The organism is Paenibacillus sanguinis 2301083 = DSM 16941, from assembly GCF_000374825.1.
Lineage (GTDB): Bacteria > Bacillota > Bacilli > Paenibacillales > Paenibacillaceae > Fontibacillus > Fontibacillus sanguinis.
The window spans coordinates 118,820-143,093 of sequence record NZ_KB895384.1 but is presented as its reverse complement, the minus strand read 5'-3'; the positions used below and the strand labels follow the sequence as shown (position 1 = coordinate 143,093).

The window sequence follows — 24,274 nt, the reverse complement described above, 5'->3', positions numbered from 1 at the left end:
TTTGACATAACCCCCTGATGAATAATGTAGTTAAATTAGATTATTTATGAATGCGGATACCGCAGTAATCCATTAAAAATTCGCAGAATAGCATATTCGACCACGAGAACCAAGGTCTTGTGTACTGCGTCGGATCATCAGCATGGAAGCCTTCATGTGTCATTCCTGTGCCAGCATCTGTAGCCTGGAACAACTCAAGCAAGCGCTCTCTTTCTTCTGAGTGAAGTGAAGTCAATCCTTGCATCGATAAGGCAATGTGCCAAATATAACGCTCTGGTGTATGTGGACTTCCAATTCCTGAAGCCGCAGTACCAGTGAAGTAATAGGGATTGTTTGTACTAAGTATAAATTTGCGAGTATTTAAATAAATTTCATCATCCTCAGAAACACAGCCAAGATATGGAAGGGATAACAAGCTTGGCACATTGGCATCATCCATTAAATTATAGTTTCCTAAACCATCTGTTTCGTAAGCATAAATTTTTCCAAATTCAGGATGATCCACTACTGCATATTGTTCAATCCCTTGCCTAATCTCATTAGCTAACTGAAGTGCTTGCTGTGCTAAAGCTTCATCAGACCAAACTTCAAGTGCAATTTCATTTAAGTATTCCAGCACAACAACGGCAAACATGTTTGAAGGAACGAGGTAACCGTATTCACAGCAATCGTCACTTGGTCTAAAACCAGACCATGTCATACCTGTATAACCTGTTATACTACCTTTGCCTTCTCTAGTTAATGTGTCTGTCAAAGGTGCATTAAATCTTTGGAACAGATATGGTGACTTCTCTTCATGATGCTGTTCTGTTCTCCAAAGCTTGATAATTTTCTCCGAAGCCTTGCGGAAAGTTTCGTTAAATTGAACTGTACGTCCACTATTTTTCCAAAGTAGATACCCAAGCTGTAATGGGTAGCACAAGGAATCGATCTCGTATTTCCGTTCCCATATCCAAGGACCCATCTCGGTTAAGTCATCTTGATGACCTTTCCCGTTCTCGCTTTGGTTGAAAGCATTGGCATATGGATCTAGTATTACAAATTCCATCTGACGCTGCACTAAGCCTTGAATCATATTTGCAATATCCTGATCCTTATCAGCAAGCACCAGATATGGACGAACCTGAGCTGCTGAGTCTCTCAGCCACATAGCAGGTATATCACCTGTAATAACAAAGGTTGTCTGATCTTCTAAAATCTGAATCGTTGTATTCATTGTATTGCGGAAGCCATTCTCAAAAATTTCTGCAAGCTTAGGCCGATCGGCAAATTTAGTCTTCATCTCACCAATCATGGCTTCAATGGCCGCATTACTTGTTTTTTGTGTGGGGGATGACAATTCCACACCTCCTAATTCATGTAATAGCAAAGTGTGCTAAGTGGACTGCTAATTATGGACGAAAAATACTAGTATTTATAATTGATTTTCGGTTAACCGCTTACACCAATTATATTCCATTTAATTAATATGTCAATATATAATTTGCGAAATATCATATCTTAAAAACACAATTCATACCATTAAAACGAATAAAATATATTGATATAACAGGAAAAAGAGCAAGCCCTCATAAAGATGGCTTGCTCTTTTTTGTCCTTGTCCAGGCAACTATCAAAACTAAAATGTTATGTGGTCTGGTCAAGCTGCTAGATCGTACCGTAGCCTCCTACGTAATAGCTGCCGGTGGTTAAACAGGCTTTACTTTAGGAGCTGCTGTTGTTTTACCAATGACAAGTGGTGCATGTAGCATCACTCTACCCGCTACTTGCTCTTGATTATGCAGCTTCAACACACTTTCAATGGCTCGTTTACCAATCTCAAGCTGATTTTGTCTAATATGAGTAAATTGATAGGAATCGTTTCTGGGACTATCAAAGCAAATGATAGAAATATCGTCAGGAACAGACAGCCCCAATCTGCGAGCCGCCTCAAAAGCATATTGTGCAATCGTATATTCAACAGTAAATAAAGCTGTAATCTCTGGATGTTGCTTTAAATGCTGCTGGATAATTTCAATATCACGTTCACGTGTATTTGGATCAAACTCATTTGGCAATGTTGAAGTAATATTTTCTAACCAAAGTCCCCGATCAGCAACAATTCCTTTTTCCGCATGCGCTTGAATAAATCCTTCAATCCGTTCCTCAATGGCTGTTGTATTAATAGATGGCTGTGTCAAAAAGCTAATCTGTGTATGTCCTAATTCAAATAAGTAATTGGTCGCTTCCTTGGCAGCTTGAAGATTGTCACTACTTATCGAAGATGCGGAAATGCCCTTTAAATATCGATCTACTAACACAAATGGGAACTTAGAAATGACGAGTTTTAATATCTCTGCACTAAAGTACTCACCTTGCGCCGGGAAAATAATGAGTCCGTCCACACCTATTGCAAGCAATTGAGAAATCGCTTCTTCCTCTCGTGCAGCAATTCCAAAGGAACGACGAATAATTAAATAGCTGTCGTGTTCACGCGATGCTTCCTCCATGCCATAAACAAGCTCGGTTCCGTAGCTGTCATCAAAATTTGTAATAACAAGACCAATCAACATTTTTTTTTGGCGTTTTATCCTCTGATTAGTCGTTAAGCTAAGGGCAGCATTTGAAGGATCGACACCTTCTCTTACGCTCATGGATTCACTAACAAAAGAACCCTTCCCGGGTTTGCGAATAATGTAGCCTTCTGCAGTAAGCAGCTCAAGTGCCTTTTTACTTGTAATTCTGCTCACATTAAATTGCTCACATAATTCCTTTTCTGACGGAATTCTATCTCCAGGCTTATATTTAAGCGAAGTAATATCTTCACGCAGAGCATCAAAAATTTGCTCATACATCGGTTTAGATGTTGATTGGTTAGACATACGATCCCCCCTAAATCCTGTAAAATCAAATAAAATTATTATATATTAATATAACATGTTATATATTATTTAGAAAGCGATATGACACATAATAAACAATTTAGTGTAAAAATTATGCAGTTGTATACAAATAACAGCTAAGCCGTTTGCTAAGATTTGTAATGGTCAGCTCCATTTCCCCAAGATGTTCAAGAAAAACGTACTTTCTTGACGCTCCAGAAAAAAATAGGGTAGACGTCTGGTTCATCGCCGCGCAGCTTCGATCCGGTTATCTCCCCCCGTGCCTACAAATGAGCGAGTCCTTGGTCGCCCTTCAGCCGTACACGGACTTTGTACCATGTTGTACAAACTTTGACATGAGCGACGAATTTCCTGCTGGGGAATCGGTTTGATCTTCGCAGCAGGCCCCCTCTTGGAGATTGGCGACATCCAGAGGTTTCCTAACCCAAACAACGCTTGCGAAGTACGCGAGTCTCCAATGGACCGAGATCCAGTCTGGCGATTTCAAAGGCGTGGAATCACTGCTTATTAGTAGGGCAGGTTTAGTTTAGGCTGGCCTTTTTTCGGCTCACCTGCAAATCGGGCTACGGTCTCTCAAGATTTTTTCCAATTAGAGTCTGATGATCTTATTGCTTTTTACTACCTTGCGTGATAAACTATTTTAAGTTGTGAATCATCTGGTTGATATATGCTTTACAGGAGGTGAATGCAATGCCAAACATTAAATCCGCAATCAAACGTGTGAAAACAAACGACAAACGTCGCGCTCTGAACGCTTCGCAAAAGTCCGCCCTGCGTACAGTAGTGAAAGCTGCTGATTCCGCACTGGCTAACAACGAAGTAGAAGCAGCTAAAACTGCCTTCGCTGCTGCAACCAAAAAATTGGACAAAGCCGTAACTAAAGGTTTGATCCATAAAAATGCAGCTGCCCGCAAGAAATCCCGCTTGGCTAAAAAATTGAACGCCCTTACGTCCCAAGCGTAAGAGACGTTATTATATCAAGTTTAAGCTCAAAAAGACCTGGACGATGTTCGTTCAGGTCTTTTTGGTTCACCTTATAATTTTGAGATCATCGCGTAGGGCCTTGAGATGGGACATTAAGCCCCCAGCTTTAACAAAAACAGTTCCAAGCCTAGTACCTTGTCAACTTTCCCGCTCTTCATGCGGTAATCCAGCTCTGCCAGGTCGGACATAATTGTGCGCAGCCGTTCGGCTTCAAACTTTCGCGCCTGCTCTCCGGCCAGCTTGACCACATAAGGATGCAAGCTCAGTCTGGAAGCGATCTGTTGCTGTGAGTAGCTTTGTCGTCCCAGGTCCTTGACTTGCAGCATGATTCGGAATTGACGAGCAATTAATGCAGCTATTTTGATTGGCTCCTCACGTTGCTTGAGCAGTTCATAGAAGATGCCCAAGGCCTGCTCCAACCTCAAGGCCGCAATATGCTCGACCATCACAAATACATTCTGCTCCGTGCTCCGAGCTACCAGCTGCTCTACAGCGACGGTATCGATCACTCCGCCCGCCCCGGCGTACAAGCACAGCTTGTCCATTTCGGCGGCCAACACGGCCATCTGCACGCCGCTGGCGGCGATCAATGCCTCTGCGGCATCCCCGGCGATTTGACAGCCTCGCTTCTCCACCTCGTGCACCACCCACTGGACAAGCTCGCGCCCTCCCATAGGCATAAAGGACAACACGGTGCCTGAGGCCTTCATCGCCTTGACCACCTTTTTCCGCTCATCCAGCTTCTCATGATGTATCACAAATACAATGACGCTATGGTCGGCCGGGTTCCCTATGTAGGATAGCAGGGCCTCCACCTTATGCTCCAGCTTTCCTCCATCCTTGCCTGCGGTGAACACTGATGAATCACGAACAATGATCAGCTTGCGCTCCACCAGAAACGGCATCGTCTCCGCTTCCTCCACCACCATCTCAATCGGCGTCTCTGCCAAGTCGAAGGAGGCTAAAGCGAAGTCCCGCTGTTCCCGATCTACCAGCTTCTCCTGCAACAGGCCGACGAACTCCTGAATTTGATATTTCTCCGTACCGTAGCACAAATATAACGGGGAGATGCGCCCCTGCTTAATGTCTTTTACCGCTTGCTTTGCATCCATCAGCTTCTCCCTTCCGTTTCTCGCCTCTTACCATCATACTTCGAGTTCCCCTTCTTCTTCAAGGTCTCCATTACGCAACAAAGGGACCTCTGCCTCATGGCGAAAGATCCCTTTGTCCCGGAGCATCTATATAAACGCGCGCCGAAGAGCCCTAGAAACTCTCCGAATGGCGGTCATACGACGATCAGGGGGATATACATTGTCTCTACTCTATATAACTATTCCATATCTCCTGAAAAGGTGACTGCTTTCGCATATTTAGGAACTCGCCTGAGCTCGAACCCAGCTACCCACACTGCAGCTTTATGGCTGTTTTCCCTCATCATTCTTCTCGGTCAAATGTCCCGCCTCGAACTTATGATTAATTGCAGCTCCATCTTTCTCTGTCTGATACGTAAATATATAGCCTTCTGCTGACCAGCCGCCAGTCACCCAATCCCCGTCAAGCGGCTCGGCATGGACCTGCTTCCGTTCCCCGGATTCCCATTTGTAGATATACAAATGTTCCTCCTTCACTTCTGCGTCAAAGGCTCCGTCCGGGGAAGACCAGACAAGGAGTTGTCCGGAGAGTAGATACTTGTCTCCAATGTCGGCAACTATAGCTTGATCAGTTGGCTCCTGTTGCTGCTGCGTCCGCTGATTCATATCGCCTGAATCCAATTCATCCCCAGGATTCGCAAATAATTCTGTGTGTGCGGGCTCCTGAACTTCAGGCTGCACCTGATCCGCTCCTTCAGGATTTCCGGAAGATGAATGGCCTGGCGAACCAGTCCGAAGCTGATCAGAGGGCAAAATTCCTTCAGAGCTTCTATCCGGTTGACTGGCTTGTGGCGAATGACCTGAACCTGGCTGCTTAGAACCTCCCTCAGTCGAACCTCCATCCGAGGAAGTTGGCTGCTTGTCGATGACAGGGGCTTTCGCCATTTGATCCGGTAAATCAGACGATATCTCCTTATTGTTGGTACTACCATCATCAACCTTGAATCGAGGAGACATCTCGCCAGCGGCCTTATCGGCTGCGGAACTACTGCCGCTCAGCTGGTCATTCAGACTCTCACTTTGCTGTGAACCCATGGAGCCTCCGGCATCCGATACCGTGCGCGGCTCATATTGAGAAATGAACACGCCCAAAATGAGAACCGCTGCCGCTCCGAGTGCCACATAACGGTTTATCCAGCTGCGTTGCCGCACTTTTCTATCGCTCCGGCGCCGTATATCCTGTTCATTTGGAACTGCCGCCAATTCGCCGGACGTGCTCTTGTCCATCGACATCGTCGGCAAAGCCGAACTCTCCACGGTACTCCCTTCCTCCAGCCGGGCCCGATCGATTTCTTCCAATTGCGGAAGTATCGCATCCACAAGACTAAAGTTAGGCATGACCTGAGGCAGCTTCTCCAGCCGGGCAGACAGGTCGCTTAATCGTTCAAACATTTCAGCACAAGCCTCGCAATAGCCAATATGCTCGAACAGAAGGAGCCGTTCTTCTTCATTTAAATCATGGTCCAGATACCGCTGCATCCATGCCTCCGCCTCCTGGCATTTCATCCTGATACACCACCCTTCTGATAATCTTGGAGTAGATGCTGCAACTGTTGCCTGGCCCTGAATAAATAGGATTTCACTGTATTCAGGGGTAAATTCAAGCTATCAGCAATTTCGTTATACGAAAAATCCTGTAAATATCTAAGCACAACCACCGACCTGTGGTGTTCCGGCAATTGCTCAATCGCCTGCCGAATATCCTCGGTCAAATATCCCGCCATCACTTCCCGCTCCACGCTTTCCTTGCCTTGGAACACCATTTCATGTTCGTCAATGGATACGGTTGGTTTTTGTCTACGGAATTTATCAATGCAAATGTTGGTCACAATCCGTTGAACCCAGGTTTTGAACTGCGCCTTCTCTTCATAGGAATCGATTTTGGTATAAATACGAATAAGGGCTTCCTGAGCCGCGTCATGCGCATCCTGCTCATTGTTCAAAATATAATAGGCCGTCCGGTATACGTGATTCTCGATCTTGCGCAATAGGGTGATTAGAGCGTCGCGATCGCCCGTTTGAGCGGCTCTGATGAGATCCTGCTCTACCACTAGAGGCTCCCCCTTCCTTGCATCTTTACAGACGCTAGAGTCTGACAATATGTTGCAATGCTGTTACTGTAAAAATTAAAAATATGATCAACACTTTTTGCTCTCTTAATCTCACCTTAGAATATCAGAAAAGAATGGCCTCGTCATCCTGCTGTAATCAGGTAATCCTTCTCTCTGGACAAGTCTTCCTTATCGGGGCTCTACAGATAATTTGAACCTTGCTTCAATTTGCCGTTCCCTGCGCACTTGGAGCTGTACCTCCCCTTGCTGGTCCGTGCGGTAAATTTGCACCCTCCGCTCGTCCAGACGCTCAACTACCGTTGGATGTGGATGACCGTATACATTTTTGGCTCCGGCCGAAATTAGCGCCCGCTCCGGCCGCCAGTAATCGAGCCAAACCGCCGATGTCGATGTTTTGCTGCCATGATGGGCGACCTTCAAAACATCTATAGAATGCTTGTGAATAGGGTTATCACCCCCCTTATCTGCCTGTTCCAGAGCTAGCGCCTTTCTCTCTGCCGCTTCATCCATATCCCCGGTAAACAAAAAGGAAGCCCCGTTCATCTCAAGCATAAAGACAATAGAGCGATGGTTCTGCTCTTTGTCCACAGGCAGCGTTCCTGCCGCTGCTGTGCCTGACTGCGGATACAGAAACTGCAACCGGGTGTCCTTATCGGGTACAAGCTGCATTCCCCGGCTCACGGAATAGACGGGAATCCTCTTGCTTAGGGCCGTCTTCATCAATTTTGTCATAGTTACCGATGGAGACAGGCTGCCATTAATGAGTAAGGACTCGACACGAAATTGCTCCAATATGGCCTGCACCCCGCCGATATGATCCTGGTCGCCATGGGTCAGAATGACGGCGCCCAGCCGATGAATTCCCCGTTTTTTGAGGAGCGGCGCCAGGGTCTTGGCTCCTACCTCGAAGGGCTCCCGACGTTCTCTCCAGTTATCCTTGGCTTTACGAAAAGAAACAGTACCTCCGCCGTCCACCAGGATGTGAGCTCCGGAAGGCGTTGTGATCAAGGCGCTGTCTCCCTGACCAATATCAATAAACTCCACATAGCCCGTGCCCTTGACATAAGCGGTTCGATAACCAAGGACCAGCAATAGCACCAGACCAGCCATGGCGGCCAAGCGAAGTAAGGCTGCGGGCCGCTCCATGACAATGCGGTATATCGCACATCCCCATTGCCGTGCATCAAGCGGGAAGCTGCGTCCGCTTCCAATCATAGCTAATCCATCTGTCGCTAAACAGGTTGCAGCCTGTTCCCAGGCACTTGCCTTTCTTGCTCCAAGCGGAACGGTGTCCCCCACCGCCCCTACGTTCGCCGGCCAGACATCGGCTTGCTGCTGACGTTCCCTGCCCATCACGAGCACAAAATAGCACAGTCCGTAAAAGGCGAGAATCCACCCTATGTCCGGCGACCTCCAATAGGTCATAAAGCCGCCACGCCCGCTAAACCATTCAGTGACTACGAAAGTAGCATTATTTAGCCAGCGCACCGGGATGGCCGCCCATAATCCCAGTTTGGCAGGCAGCAAGCTAAGGAGCAGCGCTCCCGTACCAAGCGGCAGGGCAATGACGCCAATAACCGGTACCAGCAACAGATTAGCCAGAATCGACAGCAGGGAAAATTGATTGAAATAGGTAATGGTCAGTGGGAACGAAACCATTTGCGCCGTCAATGTAATAGCTATAGCCCCTCCAATCTTTGGAGGCAGCCACTGGAAATAACGATTTAATAGAGGCACAAAGATAATTAACCCGGCGGTAACGGCAAAGGAAAGCTGGAAGCTTACATTCAGCAGATAATAAGGCTCCCACAACAGCATAAGCCAGGCTACAGCAGCCAATATGTTTAAGCTATCCTTCCATCGGCCTTGCCTGAGCAAGTATATTCCCAGCATCGTCATAAGGCCGGAGCGAATTACTGACGGGGAGAATCCGGTCAACAGCATGTAAACGGGGATAAAGCCCATAACGACGTTTAGTGCGGTTTCCCGCGTTGCCCGGCATAAGCGCAGCAGGCCAAACAGAAGCCCAATATTTATAGCTACATGACTGCCGGAAATAGCCAAAATATGTGTTAATCCAAGGTTAGTGAACTCGGTGTATTTGTCAGGTTCAAGCTCGTCCTGCAAGCCGATCAGCAGCCCCTTCATATACCCGGCCTGCCAGCCTGGGAACAACCACTCAATACGCTCACCCAAGGTGTAACGAACCTCATCCACCTTACCGAAAAAAGCCGTTATTCCATGGCTCCCACTTTCCACCTTTAGTGTCGAAGCTCCTTCGGCTTTGAGCAGCCAGTGGATACGCTGGATATGTAGATAACGCCGATAATCAAAACCGCCGAAATTCCGGGCAACCTGCGGCTCCTGTAAGCTTCCGCTCAGGCTGATTCTCTGTCCTCGCTTCCATTGCTTTGTCGTTTGAAGCTCAGCTTTTGCAGAGAGTCTCAATTGTACAGCCACCTGTTCTCCGCCCCGAATTTCTTGCTCTGTTCCTTGGCTCTGTATTAGACGATGCACCTTTAATGTGAAATCAGCCCGATCGCCATCGACTTCTACCCTAGAGACAATCATGCCTTCGACGCGCCCCTCCCATGCCGATTCACCTGGCGGAATCGCTATATGACTAACATTGCGCGCCTCATTGTAAAGCCAATAGGAAGCTCCCAGTGTAAAAATCAGCCAAAATAAAATGAGCTTGCGCCAAGGCATCCTTAAGACTATGACGGACACTACAGCTAAAAGAGAGATGCCAAGCCACAGTAACCAGAACACTCTGCTGCTGCTCCCTGCCGCCAGACCGCTGCCAAGCAGCCAGCACACCGCTATCGCTGTTAAGGGTCTTCTTCTCATCTTCACTTCTCCTCCTTTCTTTAGTGCGATCCAAGCCTCAGCCAACTAAAAAAAGCACCCCATCCGCTGCTTAAGCGAATGAGGTGCTTCCCGCATTCCGATTCTGTGCCGAAAACCTGGCTTTTTTGAACACGTACTTCTACAAATCAATTTGCTCCGCTGTTTCCCTGGGAGGCTGGTAGGCCTCCAGACGGCGAAAGGTAATGCCGATTTGCTTCATCATAGCCGTGACCTTCCCGGTATCCTTTGGATAGGGACGATGGAACACGATTTCCGTAATGCCGCTGTTAGCCAACATATTAGCGCAGGTCCAGCAGGGCTCATCGGTAACATACACGCTTGCCCCTTCCCGATCAGTCCGATCAGTGAACAAAAGCAGGTTCTGCTCGGCATGAATTGTACGAATACAGCGCTGCTTCTTGACCATCTTCTCCTGCCCGTCTTCTAGCACGAGTTCAACTTCTTCCGAGATCATACAGCCGGCCTCCGAGCAATCAGGCACGCCAGAGGGAGCTCCATTGTATGCCGTGCCAAGCAGCTTCTTCCCTTGAACCAGCACCGCCCCTACATGCCTGCGGCTACAACGTGAACGCGTGGATACCATGTAAGCAATATCCATGAAATACGTATCCCAATCTTTGCGTTTTTCCGGATTCATCTCCTAGCTCCCCCTGTCTCACAGCCTGATATATGGCTTCATCTTCGCCAGCATTTTATCTCCGATTCCCTTTACTTCTGTCAACTCTTCAATCGAAGTAAATCCACCGTGGGCATCGCGGTAATCCATGATGGCCTGAGCCTTTTTCTCGCCAACACCCGGAATATCCTGCAACTCCAGCAACCCGGCCTGATTAATACTGATCAAGCTGGAATCAACGACCTGCTTATGTGTCTCCGCTGTATCCCCTGGAACGGTGCTACCGCTCGCCACTCCTACTATATTCTCCTGAATATCGCTTGCAGCAGCCTCACTTTTCCCAGCAGACTGCGCAACTGCTGCGGATGACGTGGAAGGCTGGCCTTCCTCCGTCTCTGCCTTAGCTGCTGACATTGCGTTGACATTCACCTGAACCTCACCGCTAGAAGTGGCGCGCTCACCTTCGGCAGCTTCGTTGAGCGCAGCTGCGACTTCTACATTAACAGGAACCCAACCCTCGATTCCAGCAGGCTTGCTTGCTCCCGTCGCCAGCAGCATCAAGCCCGCTCCCAGCATCGCAGATACGATGGATGTCATGACCAACTTGCGCATACCCACACCCCAATCTTTAAGAGGTAGTTCAAAAAGTCGTCTTCCCAGGACGTAGCGGTTCGAGAAGTGGATTCGGCGTCGAATCTTGAATTCACCCGGGACTTCCGTTGCTCACGTAGATTTGTCTACGCTCCGCTACTCAGTCCCTAGCTTCATTCAACCTTCTTGATCCTGAAAACCCGACGTTTTGAACACGCACTTAAAAGAATCAACTCTTATGTCATGAAAATCCAATCAAGTTGCATACATATTGTTACAAGTGGAATAAACATGCATAGACATGCTTCATTCAAGAAAGGTGCAACAAGCACGGAAAGGGGAACCCGGATGAAAGTCTCCTTCATCGGAACCGGATCCATGGGAAGCTTGCTCATCGATGCTTTTTTGCGTTCAGGCGCACTGCTCCCACATCATATTTGTGCCAGTAATCGTTCTCCCTCTAAGGCCAAATCACTGGCTTCACGCCACCCTGGATTGCAAATTTGCGACAGCAATACCCAAGTGGTGCAAGGAAGCAAGATCATTTTTCTTTGCATCAAACCTCTGGATTACCCCGATGTCATCGCGGAAATCCGGGACGGACTCGACGAGAAGCAAATTATCGTGTCTATTTCCAGTCCTGTTCAAATCGAAGCTCTGGAGAGCAGCGTTCCCTCCAAAGTTGCCAAAATCATTCCCAGCATTACTCATATGACTCACAGCGGAGCTTCACTCTGCATTTACGGCAGCCGGATCCTTCCGGAGGATCGGCTCCTGCTGGAGCAGCTCATGTCTTCCATTAGCGTACCGCACTCCTTGCGAGAAAGTGAAACGAGAATCGCCTCGGACCTATCCAGTTGCGGACCAGCCTTCATAGCTTATGTATTACAAATCTGGACGGACACCGCCGCCGAGCTTACCGGCATCAGCCAAGCCGAAGCCCGCAGGCTCGGCTCAGAGATGCTGCTGGGAACGGGCAAGCTATTAACCGAAGGAGGACTCACCGTTGAAGCACTCCGAAAGCGAGTAGCCGTACCAGGCGGAGTTACCGCTGAAGGCATCGCTGTTCTGCAAGGCGATTTACAGCGTTTGTTCACCAGCTTGATTCAAGCGACTCACCGCAAAAACGATGCGGATATCAGCAAGCTTCAGGAACTGTTCCGTTCCGTCCTCAAAGAAGCTGAATCCGATTAGCCAACCACGATATTGACCAGTTTGCCAGGAACTGCGATTACCTTGCGAATGGCTTTGCCTGCCATAGCCTGCTGTACATTTGGCAGGGCTAAGCTGTACTCTTGCATTGCCGCTTGATCCAGATCCTTGGAAATTTTAGTGCGATCCACAATCTTACCGTTGACTTGGACGACGATTTCCACTTCCGCTTCTACAGTCCACGTCTCATCGTAGGCTGGCCATGGCTCATAAGAAATCGTATCTTCATGTCCAAGCCGCTCCCATAATTCTTCCGCTAAATGCGGAGCCAATGGAGAGAGCAGTTGCACAAAGTTCTCCGCTGCCTTTTTCGGCACTGCATCAGCCTTATAGGCTTCGTTCACAAAGATCATCAACTGGCTGATGGCCGTGTTGAAGCGAAGATTGTCAAAATCTTCAGTCACTTTCTTGACTGTCTTGTGCCAGGTCCGCTTCATCTCGTCGCTGCCGCCATCCGCCGTAATTTTGGGGTTCAGGCTCCCATCCTCAGCCACGAACAAGCGCCACACACGGGACAGGAAGCGATGAACTCCCTCCACCCCATTGGCATTCCATGGCTTGGTGGCTTCCAGCGGCCCCATGAACATTTCATAAACGCGCAGCGTATCCGCTCCGAATTCATTTACAATTTCATCAGGATTAATGACGTTGCCACGGGATTTACTCATCTTCTCATTGTTGGTGCCCAAGATCATCCCTTGGTTCACCAGCTTGTGGAATGGCTCCTTCGTAGCCACAACGCCCAGATCATAGAGTACCTTGTGCCAAAAGCGGGCATACAACAGATGAAGCACCGCATGCTCGGCTCCCCCGATGTACAGGTCAACCGGCAGCCATTCCTTCTGCTTGTCTGGTGAGCACAGCTCTTGATCGTTATGTGGATCAATGTAGCGCAGGTAATACCAGCAGCTACCCGCCCATTGCGGCATCGTATTGGTCTCACGCCGCGCCGGAAGCCCTGTCTCCGGATCGGTGGTGTTGACCCAGTCCGTAACATTGGCCAGTGGCGATTCGCCTGTACCTGATGGCTTGATCGCGTCCACATCCGGCAAAACAAGCGGAAGCTGGTCCTCCGGCACCGGCTTCATCGTGCCATCCTCCAGATGGAGGATTGGAATCGGCTCTCCCCAATAGCGTTGGCGGCTGAACAGCCAATCACGAAGGCGATAGGTGATTTTGCCTTTGCCTTTGCCATTCTCCTCCAGCCAGCCGATCATCTTCTTGATCGCTTCCTCATTATGGAGGCCGTCGAGGAACCCGGAATTCACATGGGCTCCGTCGCCTGCATAAGCTTCCTTGCTCAAATCACCGCCGGACACAACCTCAATAATGGGCAGCTCAAATTGCTTGGCAAAAGCATAATCCCGCTCATCATGCCCAGGTACAGCCATGATTGCCCCTGTGCCGTAGCCTGCCAGCACATAATCGGCGATCCAAATCGGCAGCTTGGCTCCATTCACCGGATTAATGGCATAGGCCCCGGTAAATACGCCCGTCTTGTCTTTGGCCAAATCCGTCCGCTCCAGATCACTCTTGCGGGCTGCCCGCTCCTGATAGGCCTCAATGGCTGAACGTTGTGCCTCGGTCGTAATTATGCCAACCAACTCATGCTCTGGAGCGAGCACCGCATAGCTCGCTCCGAACAAGGTGTCCGGGCGGGTGGTGAACACGGTCAATGCCGCGTCATGCCCGTCAACGCCAAAAATAACCTCGGCCCCTTCCGATTTCCCGATCCAGTTGCGTTGCATATCCTTGATACTCTCGGACCAATCCAGCTCCTCAAGATCCTCAAGCAGACGTTCCGCATATTCAGTAATCTTCAGCACCCATTGGCGCATCGGCTTGCGAATGACTGGATGGCCCCCGCGCTCGCTTTTGCCATCAATGACTTCCTCGTTCGCCAGTACCGTTCCCAGCGCCGGACACCAGTTCACCGGCACTTCGGCAACATAGGCCAAGCCGCGTTTATAGAGCTGGATAAAAATCCATTGCGTCCATTTATAGTAAGACGGATCGGTCGTGCTAATCTCACGGTCCCAATCATATGAGAAGCCCAGCGATTTAATCTGACGCCGGAAATTATTAATATTCTTTACCGTAATGTCCCGGGGATGCTCACCCGTATCAAGCGCATGCTGCTCCGCTGGAAGTCCAAAGGCATCCCAGCCCATCGGATGAAGTACATTGTAGCCGCGCATCCGTTTGAAGCGGGAGACGATATCCGTCGCCGTATAACCTTCCGGATGGCCTACATGCAGGCCTGCACCCGAGGGATAAGGGAACATATCCAGCGCGTAAAATTTGGGCTTGCCCTGTTCCTCCCGTGTTTTGAACGTATGATGCTCATCCCAATAAGCTTGCCATTTCGGCTCGATGACCTGGGCCCGATAAATATCTTGGGACACGTTGTGATCCGCCATATTCCAAAATCCTCCTTGATCAACTATAGTTTTAGTGCAAAATGCCAGGATTGTCGTACCGCTGTAAGTGTATGTTCAAAAGTCGGGTTTACAAGACAGAAGCTTAAGCATCAGATGTGCGTTTTTTCAAAACGCTTGAGCCCCCGATGAAGCTAGGGACTGAGTAGCGGAGCTACACGTTTTCGGAGAAAACGACTTCGGAAACATACTATGAAAGCATCTGCTAGTCCCGGCTGAATTCAAGATTCGACGCCGAATCCACTTCTCGAACTGCTTCGTCCTGGGAAGACGACTTTTTGAACTACCTCTTAGGATAAATAAAAAACCTCCCGATCCATAGCGTATCATCGCTAGGGACGAGAGGAAGTTTCCCGTGGTACCACCCTAGTTAGCATCGGACATGCTTTGTCCTAGCTCCCTTTGACCCTTAACGCGGGCAAGACGATGATGCTTTTGAGCATCATGACTCCAAGGCGAGTTCATTTTCATTTCCCAACCGACTTGCACCAGACGCCGGCTCTCTGAATGGTGAAATCAAAACTACTGTTCCTCTTCAAAGTTATCATGATGTATGCAATTTTGGCTATCAATTATTATATCCAATTTACCGCTATAAAGTCAACGGCGGACCAGGATTCCCCGGTTCGCCGCTAAGTTCCAAAAGACAGGTTTTCAGCACCAAGGCCTCTAATTGATTCGAGCTAACAGGGTCTCCATATCACTCTCACGAAGCCCACCTTTACTTAGCCATACCAGCGCGCGCAACGGCAGAAAATGCAAATCCGCCTCAGCAATATCCGCCGGCTTATCCGCCGGGAATATACCGCTATTGGCTTTAAACTGCTCGATAAGCTCCAGAGTAGCCGCGTCTGGATTTCCCAAGGTCAGCAAATCCCCCAGGGTGGAGTTGCGCGTGAAGGTACGATTTTGCCGAGTCGTATTCTCTACAAAGACCTCCGCTGTTGCCGTGATATCACGGGAAGAACGTCCGATCATAATGTCGAACAGGCCACTCTCCACATGCCAATCCCCTAGCTCGACATCGTAAAAGGCAAACGCTCTTTTACTCAATTCAAAGGTGACCGTTTTCTCTTCTCCTGGTTGAAGCTCGATTTTCTCGAAACCCTTTAGCTCGCGAAGCGGGCGAGCAACAGAGGCTTCCTTATCTCCTACGTACAGTTGAACAATTTCCTTACCTGCAAGCGCGCCAGCATTTTTTACCCGCACGCTTACCGTTAAAATGTCTTCCTCCTGAATACGGGAGCTACTCAAGGTTAAGCTGGAGTATTCAAAGCGGGTATAGCTTAGACCATGCCCAAAGGGGAACAGTGGTTCCAGGCCTTTGGCGTCATAGTAGCGATATCCGACAAAGACACCCTCGCGGTACTCCGCCCGGTCATGCTCTCCGGGGAAGAACAGGTACGAAGGGTTGTGCTCCAGCGCAGCCGGGAAGGTCTCGGCCAGCTTGCCACATGGATTGGCATCGCCAAACAACAGATCGGCCAGTGCTCCTCCGCAGGCTTGTCCACCAAGATAGGCCTCCAGTACAGCCTGGCTTCTGTCGAGCCAAGGCATTTCTACCGGCGAACCATTGCTAAGAATAACAACCAGATTAGGCTGCACATTAGCTACCTCTTCAATCAGGCGGATATGATTCTCCGGCAAGCGCAGATGCTTGCGATCATATCCTTCTGTCTCGTAACGATCCGGCAACCCGGCAAATATCACGGCAACCTCGGCCTGCTTCGCAGCTTCGACCGCTTCGGCAATCATCCCGGCATCCACTTCGTCCTCATCCAGCGGATATCCTGGTGCATATACCAATTGTGCCGGATTGGCCACTTTACGGCCGATTTCCTCAAAGGCATTGTCCAACTGGGTCGGTACGATGTGCGAGCTGCCACCGCCCTGAAATCTCGGCTGCTGCGCGAAGCCACCGATAATTGCGATGCTTGCAGACTTGGAGAGAGGCAAAATATTTTGCTCATTCTTAAGCAATACCATACTTTCCCGGGCCACTCTTCTAGCCAGACGATGATGCTCCTCCGCGTCAAAAGAGGCTTGCTCCCGCTTGGCTTCATATCCCTTGAAGGCCAGCTTCAATAATACGGTTACCGCTCTGTCAAGCAGCGCTTCATCCAGTTCCCCGCTTTGCACGGCTTGAATAATTCTCGCATCGCCTTGTCCCAGGCTAAACGGCATTTCCAGGTCAAGACCTGCACGCAGGCCAGGCACACGTTCGTTGACCGCGCCCCAGTCGGATACGACCACGCCCTCAAAGCCCCATTCATCCCGCAAAATGTCGGTAAGCAGGGTCTTGTTCTCGGCACAGTATTCGCCATTAACCCGATTATACGCTGTCATCACGGTCCATGGCTGACCTTCCTTCACGGCGCCTTCAAAGCTGGCGAGATAAATTTCCCGCAACGTCCGTTCGTCCACGATAGCATCGACCGTCATCTTGCGATATTCCTGATTGTTCAGGGCAAAGTGCTTGAGCGAGGTACCCACGCCTTGGCTTTGCACCCCTTGAATATGGCTGCCTGCCATCTCCGAGGATAGGTATGGGTCCTCCGAGAAATATTCAAAATTTCTGCCGCAGAGAGGGCTACGCTTGATGTTAGCGCCCGGACCTAATAAAACGGATACGCCAGCAGCCTGACACTCGGCACCCAGCGCCGCTCCCATCTCGCGAATTAGCGAACGGTCCCAGGAGCACGCCAATCCGGCAGCGGAGGGAAAGCATGTAGCCGGAATACTTTGGCCCGCAATCAAATAATCGGCATTCTCCACTTCCTTGCGCAATCCATGAGGGCCATCCGCAACCATAATAGAAGGAATGCCCAGACGCTCCACCTTCTTCAACCGCCAGAAATCCTGACCCGAGCAAAGGCTGGCCTTCTCCTCTAAAGTCATTTGTTCAACGATTTCCTTGATTGATTGCTCCATGCTTATCGCTCTCCTCCTGTTTCGGCAGCTGATTTGAACACTAATGCCTCATAAGGCTGCAATACACCTGATTTCCGTTGCTTATAATTAGACAAAATTTGTTCTCTGCCCAGTGAAAGTTCAGCTAGTTCCGGCAGTTCTACATCCTGATCTGTGAAGTTGCAAATGACGATGAACTCCTGATCTTCATACACCCGGCGGTAAGCTCCAAGCTCTCCGGATTCCTCGAAAAGATCCTCATATAATCCGTAGACCAGGGCCGGGTGTTCGCGTCTGAGTGCAATTAACTGACGATAGAACTGGAGAACAGAATCCTCGTCCTTCATATTGTCATCCACGTTGATTTGTTTATAGTTAGGATTCACCTTGATCCAAGGCTCACCGCTGGTGAATCCGGCTTCCGCCTCGCTGCTCCACTGCATTGGAGTACGTCCCTGATCGCGGCTGCGCCGACCGAGATAATCCATAATCTCTTCTGGCGAACGGCCCTTCCCAGTCTCATCCCGGAACAGGTTGATGCTGCCAATATCCCGATACTCATGAATAGATTCAAAATGACAATTCGTCATGCCGATTTCCTGACCTTGATAAATAAACGGTGTACCGCGCATGAGAAAATAATAAGCCGCAAGCATTTTGGCCGCAGGTTCACGATAAGGACCATCACTCGCAAATTTGGATACCGAACGCACATGATCGTGGTTCTCCAGGAACAAACCCATCCAGCCTTGACGATTCGATTCCTTTTGCCATAGAGACAATGCATCCTTGAATTTCTTCATATTCCAATCGATAAATTCCGCCTTGCCGCCAGGCTTGATGTCCAGATCTACATGTCCAAACTGGAAGAGCATCGTAAATACTCCGTCCGTTTCATCCACGAAATCTGGAATTTGCTCCAGCGGCACACCGGGAGCTTCAGCAACTGTGATGGCCCCCCGAGGCTCCAGGGCTTCCTGCTTCATTTCACGAAGGAAGTCCAGGATGCCGTCCTGGTTCAAGCTTGCCTTCTCGATTGGAGCAAAGGAACGGCCATTCTCAACTTCAAGCTGAGGGTAAGCGGGGTCTTTCTTGATGTAAGTAATGGCATCCACACGAAAGCCCGCGATGCCTTTATCCATCCACCAGTCAATCATATTGTAAATTTCCCGCCGCACTTCTTCATTCTCCCAGTTCAGGTCCGGTTGCTTCTTTGAGAAGCAGTGAAGGTAATACTCGCCGCTCGTTTCATCCCATTCCCAGGCAGAGCCGCCAAATGCGCATTCCCAGTTAGTTGGCTCCTTGCCATCCTTGGCCGGACGCCAAATATACCAGTCTCTCTTCGGGTTATCCTTGGAGGAACGCGACTCAATAAACCAGGCATGCTCATCCGACGTATGGTTGGCCACCAGGTCCATGACCAGCCGAATGCCTCGTTTTCCCGCTTCTTCCAGCAACTCGTCCATGTCTTCCATCGTGCCGTACTCAGCCAGAATGCCATGATAATCCCGAATATCATACCCGTTATCATCATTTGGGGAATCATATACCGGACTCAGCCACAGCAAATCAATTCCCAGGAACTGCAAATAATCGAGGCGCTGGATAATCCCCCGCAAATCCCCGATTCCGTCTCCGTTAGAGTCTTGAAAGCTGCGGGGATAAATCTGGTATGCTACACTTTCCTTCCACCACTGCGGCTTTTGCTCTCTCATTGCGCGTAACCTCCGTACCCGATAAAATAATCAAATTCACAAAATGATTGCATGTATAGTTACAGCCAGCAACTGTCCATTTCCCATTTATTAAGCTTCTCTAGCACAGCCGAGCCGTCGCCAAAGAATACAATTCCGTCAGAATTTTCCCCCGGATAAAATCGGGCACTCATCACCTGTTCGCCATCATTAATGAAGATTTCGATGCATGAGTTGTCAATGAAAATACGCAAAAACAAACGGCCATCTTGCAAGTGCACCGGGGCTTTACGTATTCCTCCCACTCCTTCTCCGGAATGAGTGCGGTCCAGAATGAATTTGCCTTCCGGTCCGTTAAAGGTTAATAGGGTCTCCTCGGAGCTATCTGCGCTGCAGCCAATCTTTAGCCCAAATACAGAGTTGGCCTCTGCTTGAACAGCCAGCTCCAACTCAATACTATTGCCCCGGACGCCATCAAGCGCCTGTTCCTGATCCAAAGTAATATTGGTATGGCTGACACGCTCTTTACGCAAGCTTTCCATTTCGGGTAAAGGGGTGCTATACAACTGCTCACCCTTGAGCGTTAACATGCGCGGAATCGTCATCGCTCCTGCCCATTGATGCGCTTCCTCCGGCTTATCTCCGTCCCATAAGGACATCCAGCCGATCATGACGCGTCTTCCTTGACGGTCCAGCACCGTCTGCGGTGCGTAAAAGTTGAAACCGTAATCCAGCAAATGAAAATCATGATGTTTAAACGAACCCTGCATTTCATCAAAATGCCCAATCAGGTAACCCGATTGGCTCTTGTTATGATAAAAATCACCTTCTGGCTGCATACCTTCCGGCGAAATAATAAGTACATGCTGATGGTTCAACTCGAACAGATCAGGACATTCCCACATAAAGCCCAAGCGCTCGTCGCCTTGGGCCAATACATTAACAAACTCCCAATCCAGCAGATCGGATGATTTGTAAAGCAAGACCTGCCCGCGATCATCCTGACTGCGGGAACCAAGCACCATGTAGTATTGATGCCCCTGTTGCCATATCTTGGGGTCCCGAAAATGATAAGGATGAATATTGCCTTCGGGTGCCACATCGATCAATGGATTTTGCTCCAGCTTGGTAAAAGTGATACCATCTTCGCTAACTGCCGCGCACTGTACCTGAAGCAATTCCTGTGACCAGTCTGAACCGGTCCATACATTGCCGGTATACAGCAAGTACAGCTTGCCATCCTTCTCGATGGCGCTCCCGGAGAAGCAACCGTCCTTGTCGTATTCCTGGTCAGGTGCCAAGGCCACCGGCAGGTGCTCCCAGCGTACCAGATCATTACTCTTCATATGACCCCAGAACATATTTCCCCATTCAGGAGCGTAAGGATGGTGCTGATAAAATAAATGATAGTCTCCCTTATAAGCGCTGAATCCGTTCGGATCGCTCAGCCAATTGGCCGGCGCGGAAACATGATATTTGGGTTTCCACCGGCTCTCATCAGCTACGGGCTTAACCCGCTTCAGATATTCTTCCGCCTTCATGATGGAATTGTCCAAATAATTCGTTGGTTCATATGACATTATTTAACTGCTCCTTCAACGACACCTCGAATAATTTGTTTTTGCATAAATAAATAGAACACAATAACGGGAATCATTGACAATACGAGCGCCGCCATAGCTACTCCGTAGTCCGAAGTGTACTTCCCGAAAAAGTAGAAGGTGGACAACGGCAAGGTTCTATCGTTCTCTCCGATCAATACCAAGGACGGCAGCAGGAAGTCGTTCCAGATCCACAAAACGTCCAAAATAGCCAACGTGGTTGAGATCGGTTTGAGGATTGGGAAGACAACTTGAGCAAATACACGTAATTTGCCTGCTCCGTCAATCAAAGCAGCCTCTTCCAACTCCTTTGGCACTCCCTTAACAAAACCGTGGAACATGAAGGTCGCCATGGCCAGACCAAATCCTAAATAGAAATAGGCCAGCCACCATTTGCTGTTCAGCATGTTCAAATCCCCATAAATCGTAACAAACGGAATCATGACCGCCTGAAACGGGATAATCATGGAGGATACAAGCACCATCAGGATGTAGTTATTGATCTTCCATGTCCACCGCACCAGAAAATAAGCAAGCATGGCCGAGAATACGATAATCAGTGCCACCGAGAGCACCGTAACGATAACCGAATTGGATAAAGCATGCGGGAAGTTCATCGTTTCAAAGGCTTCCTTGTAGTTGCCAAAACTGAAAGTTTCGGGCAGGCTCAACGGGTCCCGAACGATATCCAGACGTGGCTTCAAGGAATTCAAGAAGATCATCAATAACGGAAAAATGAACAAAGCGAGCATCAGCGCGCTTACGACAAATAACAGTAACTTTCTTATAACTTTGCCGCTCATCACGCTTCCACCTCCACTTTTTTCATCGCTCTAACTTGCAGAACGGCAATCAATGCCACAATCAGGAATAATATAAATGCCTTTGCCTGTCCAGGTCCGTAATTCTGATATACAAAAGCTTCATTATATACGTGCATGGCAATCATTTCCGTACTACGATATGGTCCACCCTTGGTCAAGGATAAGTTGGTATCATAGACCATAAAGCTGCGTTGCAGCGTCAGGAACAAGCTAATTGTAAAGGCAGGTACCATCAAAGGAATGCGGATACTGATCAACTGTCTGAAGTAACCTGCACCATCCAGATTGGCAGCTTCGGTAAGCGATTCCGAAATCCCCGTCAAGCCAGCAATGTAAATTAGCATCATGTACCCGGCATTTTGCCAGACACCTACTACGACCAAAGACCAAAAGGCCATTCCCGGGTCTGCAAGCCAGGACGAAGAGAAGATGCCCAGATGCAGTTCAGTACCTACATACACAAGGACTTTAGTGAAAATAAACTGCCAGACGAAGCCGAGAATAATTCCGCCAATCAGGTTAGGCGTGAAGAATCCGGCACGGAAGAAATTTTGGCTGCGCAGCCCACTAGTTACGATCAGTGCAAGAGCGAAGCCAATCACATTGGTCAAAATCAACGTAAAGAACACATAGCGGATCGTTAACCACATGGAGTCCCAAAATATATTGTCTTGCAGAGCCGTGACATAGTTGCTCAGGCCCGTAAATTCAAAACTGCCTGTCCCCTGCCAGTTCGTCAAGGTCATGAACAGCCCCGCTAAGAAAGGCACGATGATGACCGTGATGAATGCAAACAGCGGAACGGCTGCGAATAAGCCGAATGCCTTTAATTTACCTGTCCATGTTTTTTCATTATACATAGGGTTGGATGACCTCCAAAGAAAGGGCTCTGAATAATAAGGTAGAGGAAAAGCCGGATAGGCCTTTCCCTCTACAATTCAACTTTATTATTTCTTTGTCTTCCAATAGTTCTCAAATTCTGTTACTACGCCTTCGCGATCAATAGTATTCGTCAAATATTTTTGCAATGTTGCTCCCATCGTTGGGAAACCATCCGGTGGGAAGTACAGATTCATCCACTCCAGAGTTTGCTCCTGATCCATATAGTACAATACCGATTGCGACAAGGTATCCTCTGGTTGAACTTGGAAATTATTGAAGGCAGGAAGTGCGCTGAATTGATTCACGTAATAATCCTGACCCTCTGGGCTGCCAATCATCCAGTTCAAGAAATCTTTAGCAGCAGCTTGTTGTTCGGGAGTGGATTGTTCTTTGTCAATTGCCCAGTACAAGGAAACACTCGCCGAGATTTGACTGTTGCCGTAATCGTCAGCGTTGTTGCTGATGGGTACAGGCAGAAAGCCATATTCGCCCTCCGGATCGGCTTCTTTGATCTGTGGATATGTCCAGTTGCCCATGAACCACATCGCCGCTTTTCCGTCAGCCAACAACAATGGAGCCTCGTCATATTGAGCTGCCAGTGGGGCATCTTTTGCTGTATTATATTGTTTCATCAAATCGAAAACATCCATCCAGCCATTGAAAATGGCGTTGTTAGACAAATCAACGGTGCCTGCGGTCATGTCATCAAGGAACTTGTGACGCGCTTCCCGATCCTGCGATTGAGTAGTGAACAGAATATTTGTGAAGTGAGCACCAAGCGACCAGTCGAGTGGAGTTACTGTGATTGGGGCTACACCGCTGGCTTGAATTTTTTCAAACAGCGCTTTCAGGTCATCAATAGTTTTGACGGTTGCAGGATCAAACTTTCCTCCGGTTACCTTGTCCAAGATGGCTTTGTTATAGATAAAACCAAAGGCTTCAACGGACATTGGCATACCCAGCACTTTGCCGTCGAAGGTGGCATAATCTAGCGTACCGGTAGATGCATTCTTGACCCACTCTTCATTGGTCAGATCCACCAGCTTGTCCTTCATCAGCGGCATTTCTTGCCCGATGCTGATTACTGTCGGCGCATTGTTCGCCGCATACAATGTTGTCATTCTTTCGTACCCGTTTGCACCAGACAAAGGAATGATCGTAACTTTCGCCTTATCCTGCGATTCATTGTAATCCTTGACCATCGCCTCAAAAGGCTTGGCAATTTCCTCTTTACCAACCAGCACCGTAATATCTACGGGCTTTCCGCCCGTATTGGCAGCCCCTTGGCCTCCATCGGCTTCATTGGTTGCCTTGCCATTTCCTCCACAGGCCGCTAACACTGTAACAACAAGTGCCAAGGCTATGGAAAGAGACATCCACTTCTTCATTTTTTGTTCCCCCATTCTGCTTTTTTTGAAATAGGTTCAATGAACGAACTCATGAACTTTATTATATTCTTTTTTGATTTTATGTCAAACGTTTTCATACAAAAAAAACGACATAAATCAATGGTTTTGTAAAATAATATGACGTATAAATCACAAAA

At 48.7% G+C, this 24,274-nt stretch carries 17 protein-coding genes and 1 other annotated feature; of the genes, 2 read left to right on the top strand and 15 right to left on the bottom strand.

Annotation, left to right across the window (positions count from 1 at the left end; all coding sequences use genetic code 11):
- Nucleotides 1–40: 40 nt before the first annotated feature.
- Together C557_RS0115155 and C557_RS0115150 are read right to left on the bottom strand one after the other, a co-directional pair.
- Nucleotides 41–1,294: a glycoside hydrolase family 125 protein gene (locus C557_RS0115155; protein WP_051082460.1), complete on the bottom strand. Its 1,254-nt coding sequence runs from the start codon at nt 1,292–1,294 to the stop codon at nt 41–43.
- Nucleotides 1,295–1,688: 394 nt separating this feature from the next.
- Nucleotides 1,689–2,861 carry a GntR family transcriptional regulator gene (locus C557_RS0115150; protein WP_026263508.1) on the bottom strand — a complete coding sequence of 391 codons (1,173 nt, stop codon included), beginning with the start codon at nt 2,859–2,861 and terminating at the stop codon, nt 1,689–1,691.
- A 711-nt stretch (nt 2,862–3,572) separates the two neighbouring features.
- Here C557_RS0115150 and rpsT point away from each other — a divergent pair.
- Complete coding sequence (gene rpsT / locus C557_RS0115145; RefSeq protein ID WP_018752732.1) at nt 3,573–3,845, top strand: 30S ribosomal protein S20; 273 nt, start codon at nt 3,573–3,575, stop codon at nt 3,843–3,845.
- A gap of 113 nt (nt 3,846–3,958) precedes the next feature.
- Here rpsT and holA read toward each other — a convergent pair whose 3' ends face one another.
- The 6 genes from holA to C557_RS0115115 form a co-directional block, all read right to left on the bottom strand.
- Nucleotides 3,959–4,978, bottom strand: a complete 1,020-nt coding sequence (holA, locus tag C557_RS0115140) for a DNA polymerase III subunit delta (RefSeq protein ID WP_018752731.1) — start codon at nt 4,976–4,978, stop codon at nt 3,959–3,961.
- Nucleotides 4,979–5,281: 303 nt separating this feature from the next.
- Nucleotides 5,282–6,523 carry an anti-sigma factor family protein gene (locus C557_RS0115135; RefSeq protein ID WP_018752730.1) on the bottom strand — a complete coding sequence of 414 codons (1,242 nt, stop codon included), beginning with the start codon at nt 6,521–6,523 and terminating at the stop codon, nt 5,282–5,284.
- Nucleotides 6,520–7,068, bottom strand: coding sequence for an RNA polymerase sigma factor (locus tag C557_RS0115130; RefSeq protein ID WP_018752729.1), 549 nt, complete (start codon nt 7,066–7,068; stop codon nt 6,520–6,522). The genes C557_RS0115135 and C557_RS0115130 overlap by 4 nt, the downstream gene beginning before the upstream one ends.
- A 189-nt stretch (nt 7,069–7,257) precedes the next feature.
- Nucleotides 7,258–9,939, bottom strand: a complete 2,682-nt coding sequence (locus C557_RS0115125; RefSeq protein WP_018752728.1) for a ComEC/Rec2 family competence protein — start codon at nt 9,937–9,939, stop codon at nt 7,258–7,260.
- Nucleotides 9,940–10,078: 139 nt separating this feature from the next.
- The gene (locus tag C557_RS0115120; protein ID WP_018752727.1) at nt 10,079–10,597 is read right to left on the bottom strand and encodes a deoxycytidylate deaminase; all 519 of its coding nucleotides are present in this window, start codon (nt 10,595–10,597) and stop codon (nt 10,079–10,081) included.
- Nucleotides 10,598–10,615: 18 nt separating this feature from the next.
- Nucleotides 10,616–11,188: a ComEA family DNA-binding protein gene (locus C557_RS0115115; RefSeq protein WP_018752726.1), complete on the bottom strand. Its 573-nt coding sequence runs from the start codon at nt 11,186–11,188 to the stop codon at nt 10,616–10,618.
- A 327-nt stretch (nt 11,189–11,515) separates the two neighbouring features.
- Between C557_RS0115115 and comER the strand changes: the two genes are divergently transcribed.
- Nucleotides 11,516–12,361, top strand: a complete 846-nt coding sequence (comER, locus tag C557_RS0115110) for a late competence protein ComER (protein ID WP_018752725.1) — start codon at nt 11,516–11,518, stop codon at nt 12,359–12,361.
- Here comER and leuS read toward each other — a convergent pair.
- From leuS to C557_RS0115075, 7 genes are all read right to left on the bottom strand, one after another.
- The gene (gene leuS / locus C557_RS0115105; protein WP_018752724.1) at nt 12,358–14,799 is read right to left on the bottom strand and encodes a leucine--tRNA ligase; all 2,442 of its coding nucleotides are present in this window, start codon (nt 14,797–14,799) and stop codon (nt 12,358–12,360) included. The genes comER and leuS overlap by 4 nt on opposite strands.
- Nucleotides 14,800–15,148: 349 nt before the next feature.
- Nucleotides 15,149–15,365, bottom strand: a binding site (T-box leader).
- Between the two features lie 121 nt (nt 15,366–15,486).
- The gene (locus tag C557_RS0115100; protein WP_018752723.1) at nt 15,487–17,748 is read right to left on the bottom strand and encodes a glycoside hydrolase family 3 C-terminal domain-containing protein; all 2,262 of its coding nucleotides are present in this window, start codon (nt 17,746–17,748) and stop codon (nt 15,487–15,489) included.
- A 2-nt stretch (nt 17,749–17,750) separates the two neighbouring features.
- Nucleotides 17,751–19,442: an alpha-glucosidase gene (locus C557_RS0115095; protein WP_018752722.1), complete on the bottom strand. Its 1,692-nt coding sequence runs from the start codon at nt 19,440–19,442 to the stop codon at nt 17,751–17,753.
- A gap of 59 nt (nt 19,443–19,501) precedes the next feature.
- The gene (locus C557_RS0115090) at nt 19,502–21,001 is read right to left on the bottom strand and encodes a glycoside hydrolase family 32 protein (RefSeq protein ID WP_018752721.1); all 1,500 of its coding nucleotides are present in this window, start codon (nt 20,999–21,001) and stop codon (nt 19,502–19,504) included.
- A complete protein-coding gene (locus C557_RS0115085) occupies nt 21,001–21,825 on the bottom strand; it encodes a carbohydrate ABC transporter permease (protein WP_018752720.1) in 825 nt (274 codons plus the stop codon). Before C557_RS0115085 ends, C557_RS0115090 begins: the two co-directional genes overlap by 1 nt.
- Nucleotides 21,825–22,706 carry a carbohydrate ABC transporter permease gene (locus C557_RS0115080; protein WP_018752719.1) on the bottom strand — a complete coding sequence of 294 codons (882 nt, stop codon included), beginning with the start codon at nt 22,704–22,706 and terminating at the stop codon, nt 21,825–21,827. The genes C557_RS0115085 and C557_RS0115080 overlap by 1 nt, the downstream gene beginning before the upstream one ends.
- 87 nt (nt 22,707–22,793) lie before the next feature.
- On the bottom strand, nt 22,794–24,116 hold the full coding sequence (locus C557_RS0115075) for an ABC transporter substrate-binding protein (protein ID WP_018752718.1): 1,323 nt from the start codon (nt 24,114–24,116) through the stop codon (nt 22,794–22,796).
- Between the last annotated feature and the right edge of the window lie 158 nt (nt 24,117–24,274).

Excerpts from the sequence above, each read along its gene's own strand:
- C557_RS0115135 (WP_018752730.1), bottom strand. The coding sequence starts at position 6,523 with ATGAAATGCCAGGAGGCGGAGGCATGGATGCAGCGGTATCTGGACCAT.
- C557_RS0115085 (WP_018752720.1), bottom strand. The coding sequence starts at position 21,825 with ATGAGCGGCAAAGTTATAAGAAAGTTACTGTTATTTGTCGTAAGCGCG.
- comER (WP_018752725.1), top strand. The coding sequence starts at position 11,516 with ATGAAAGTCTCCTTCATCGGAACCGGATCCATGGGAAGCTTGCTCATC.
- C557_RS0115095 (WP_018752722.1), bottom strand. The coding sequence starts at position 19,442 with ATGAGAGAGCAAAAGCCGCAGTGGTGGAAGGAAAGTGTAGCATACCAG.
- C557_RS0115075 (WP_018752718.1), bottom strand. The coding sequence starts at position 24,116 with ATGAAGAAGTGGATGTCTCTTTCCATAGCCTTGGCACTTGTTGTTACA.
- C557_RS0115100 (WP_018752723.1), bottom strand. The coding sequence starts at position 17,748 with ATGGAGCAATCAATCAAGGAAATCGTTGAACAAATGACTTTAGAGGAG.
- C557_RS0115125 (WP_018752728.1), bottom strand. The coding sequence starts at position 9,939 with ATGAGAAGAAGACCCTTAACAGCGATAGCGGTGTGCTGGCTGCTTGGC.
- rpsT (WP_018752732.1), top strand. The coding sequence starts at position 3,573 with ATGCCAAACATTAAATCCGCAATCAAACGTGTGAAAACAAACGACAAA.
- leuS (WP_018752724.1), bottom strand. The coding sequence starts at position 14,799 with ATGGCGGATCACAACGTGTCCCAAGATATTTATCGGGCCCAGGTCATC.
- C557_RS0115080 (WP_018752719.1), bottom strand. The coding sequence starts at position 22,706 with ATGTATAATGAAAAAACATGGACAGGTAAATTAAAGGCATTCGGCTTA.
- C557_RS0115150 (WP_026263508.1), bottom strand. The coding sequence starts at position 2,861 with ATGTCTAACCAATCAACATCTAAACCGATGTATGAGCAAATTTTTGAT.
- C557_RS0115120 (WP_018752727.1), bottom strand. The coding sequence starts at position 10,597 with ATGAATCCGGAAAAACGCAAAGATTGGGATACGTATTTCATGGATATT.
- C557_RS0115090 (WP_018752721.1), bottom strand. The coding sequence starts at position 21,001 with ATGTCATATGAACCAACGAATTATTTGGACAATTCCATCATGAAGGCG.
- holA (WP_018752731.1), bottom strand. The coding sequence starts at position 4,978 with ATGGATGCAAAGCAAGCGGTAAAAGACATTAAGCAGGGGCGCATCTCC.
- C557_RS0115115 (WP_018752726.1), bottom strand. The coding sequence starts at position 11,188 with ATGCGCAAGTTGGTCATGACATCCATCGTATCTGCGATGCTGGGAGCG.
- C557_RS0115155 (WP_051082460.1), bottom strand. The coding sequence starts at position 1,294 with ATGATTGGTGAGATGAAGACTAAATTTGCCGATCGGCCTAAGCTTGCA.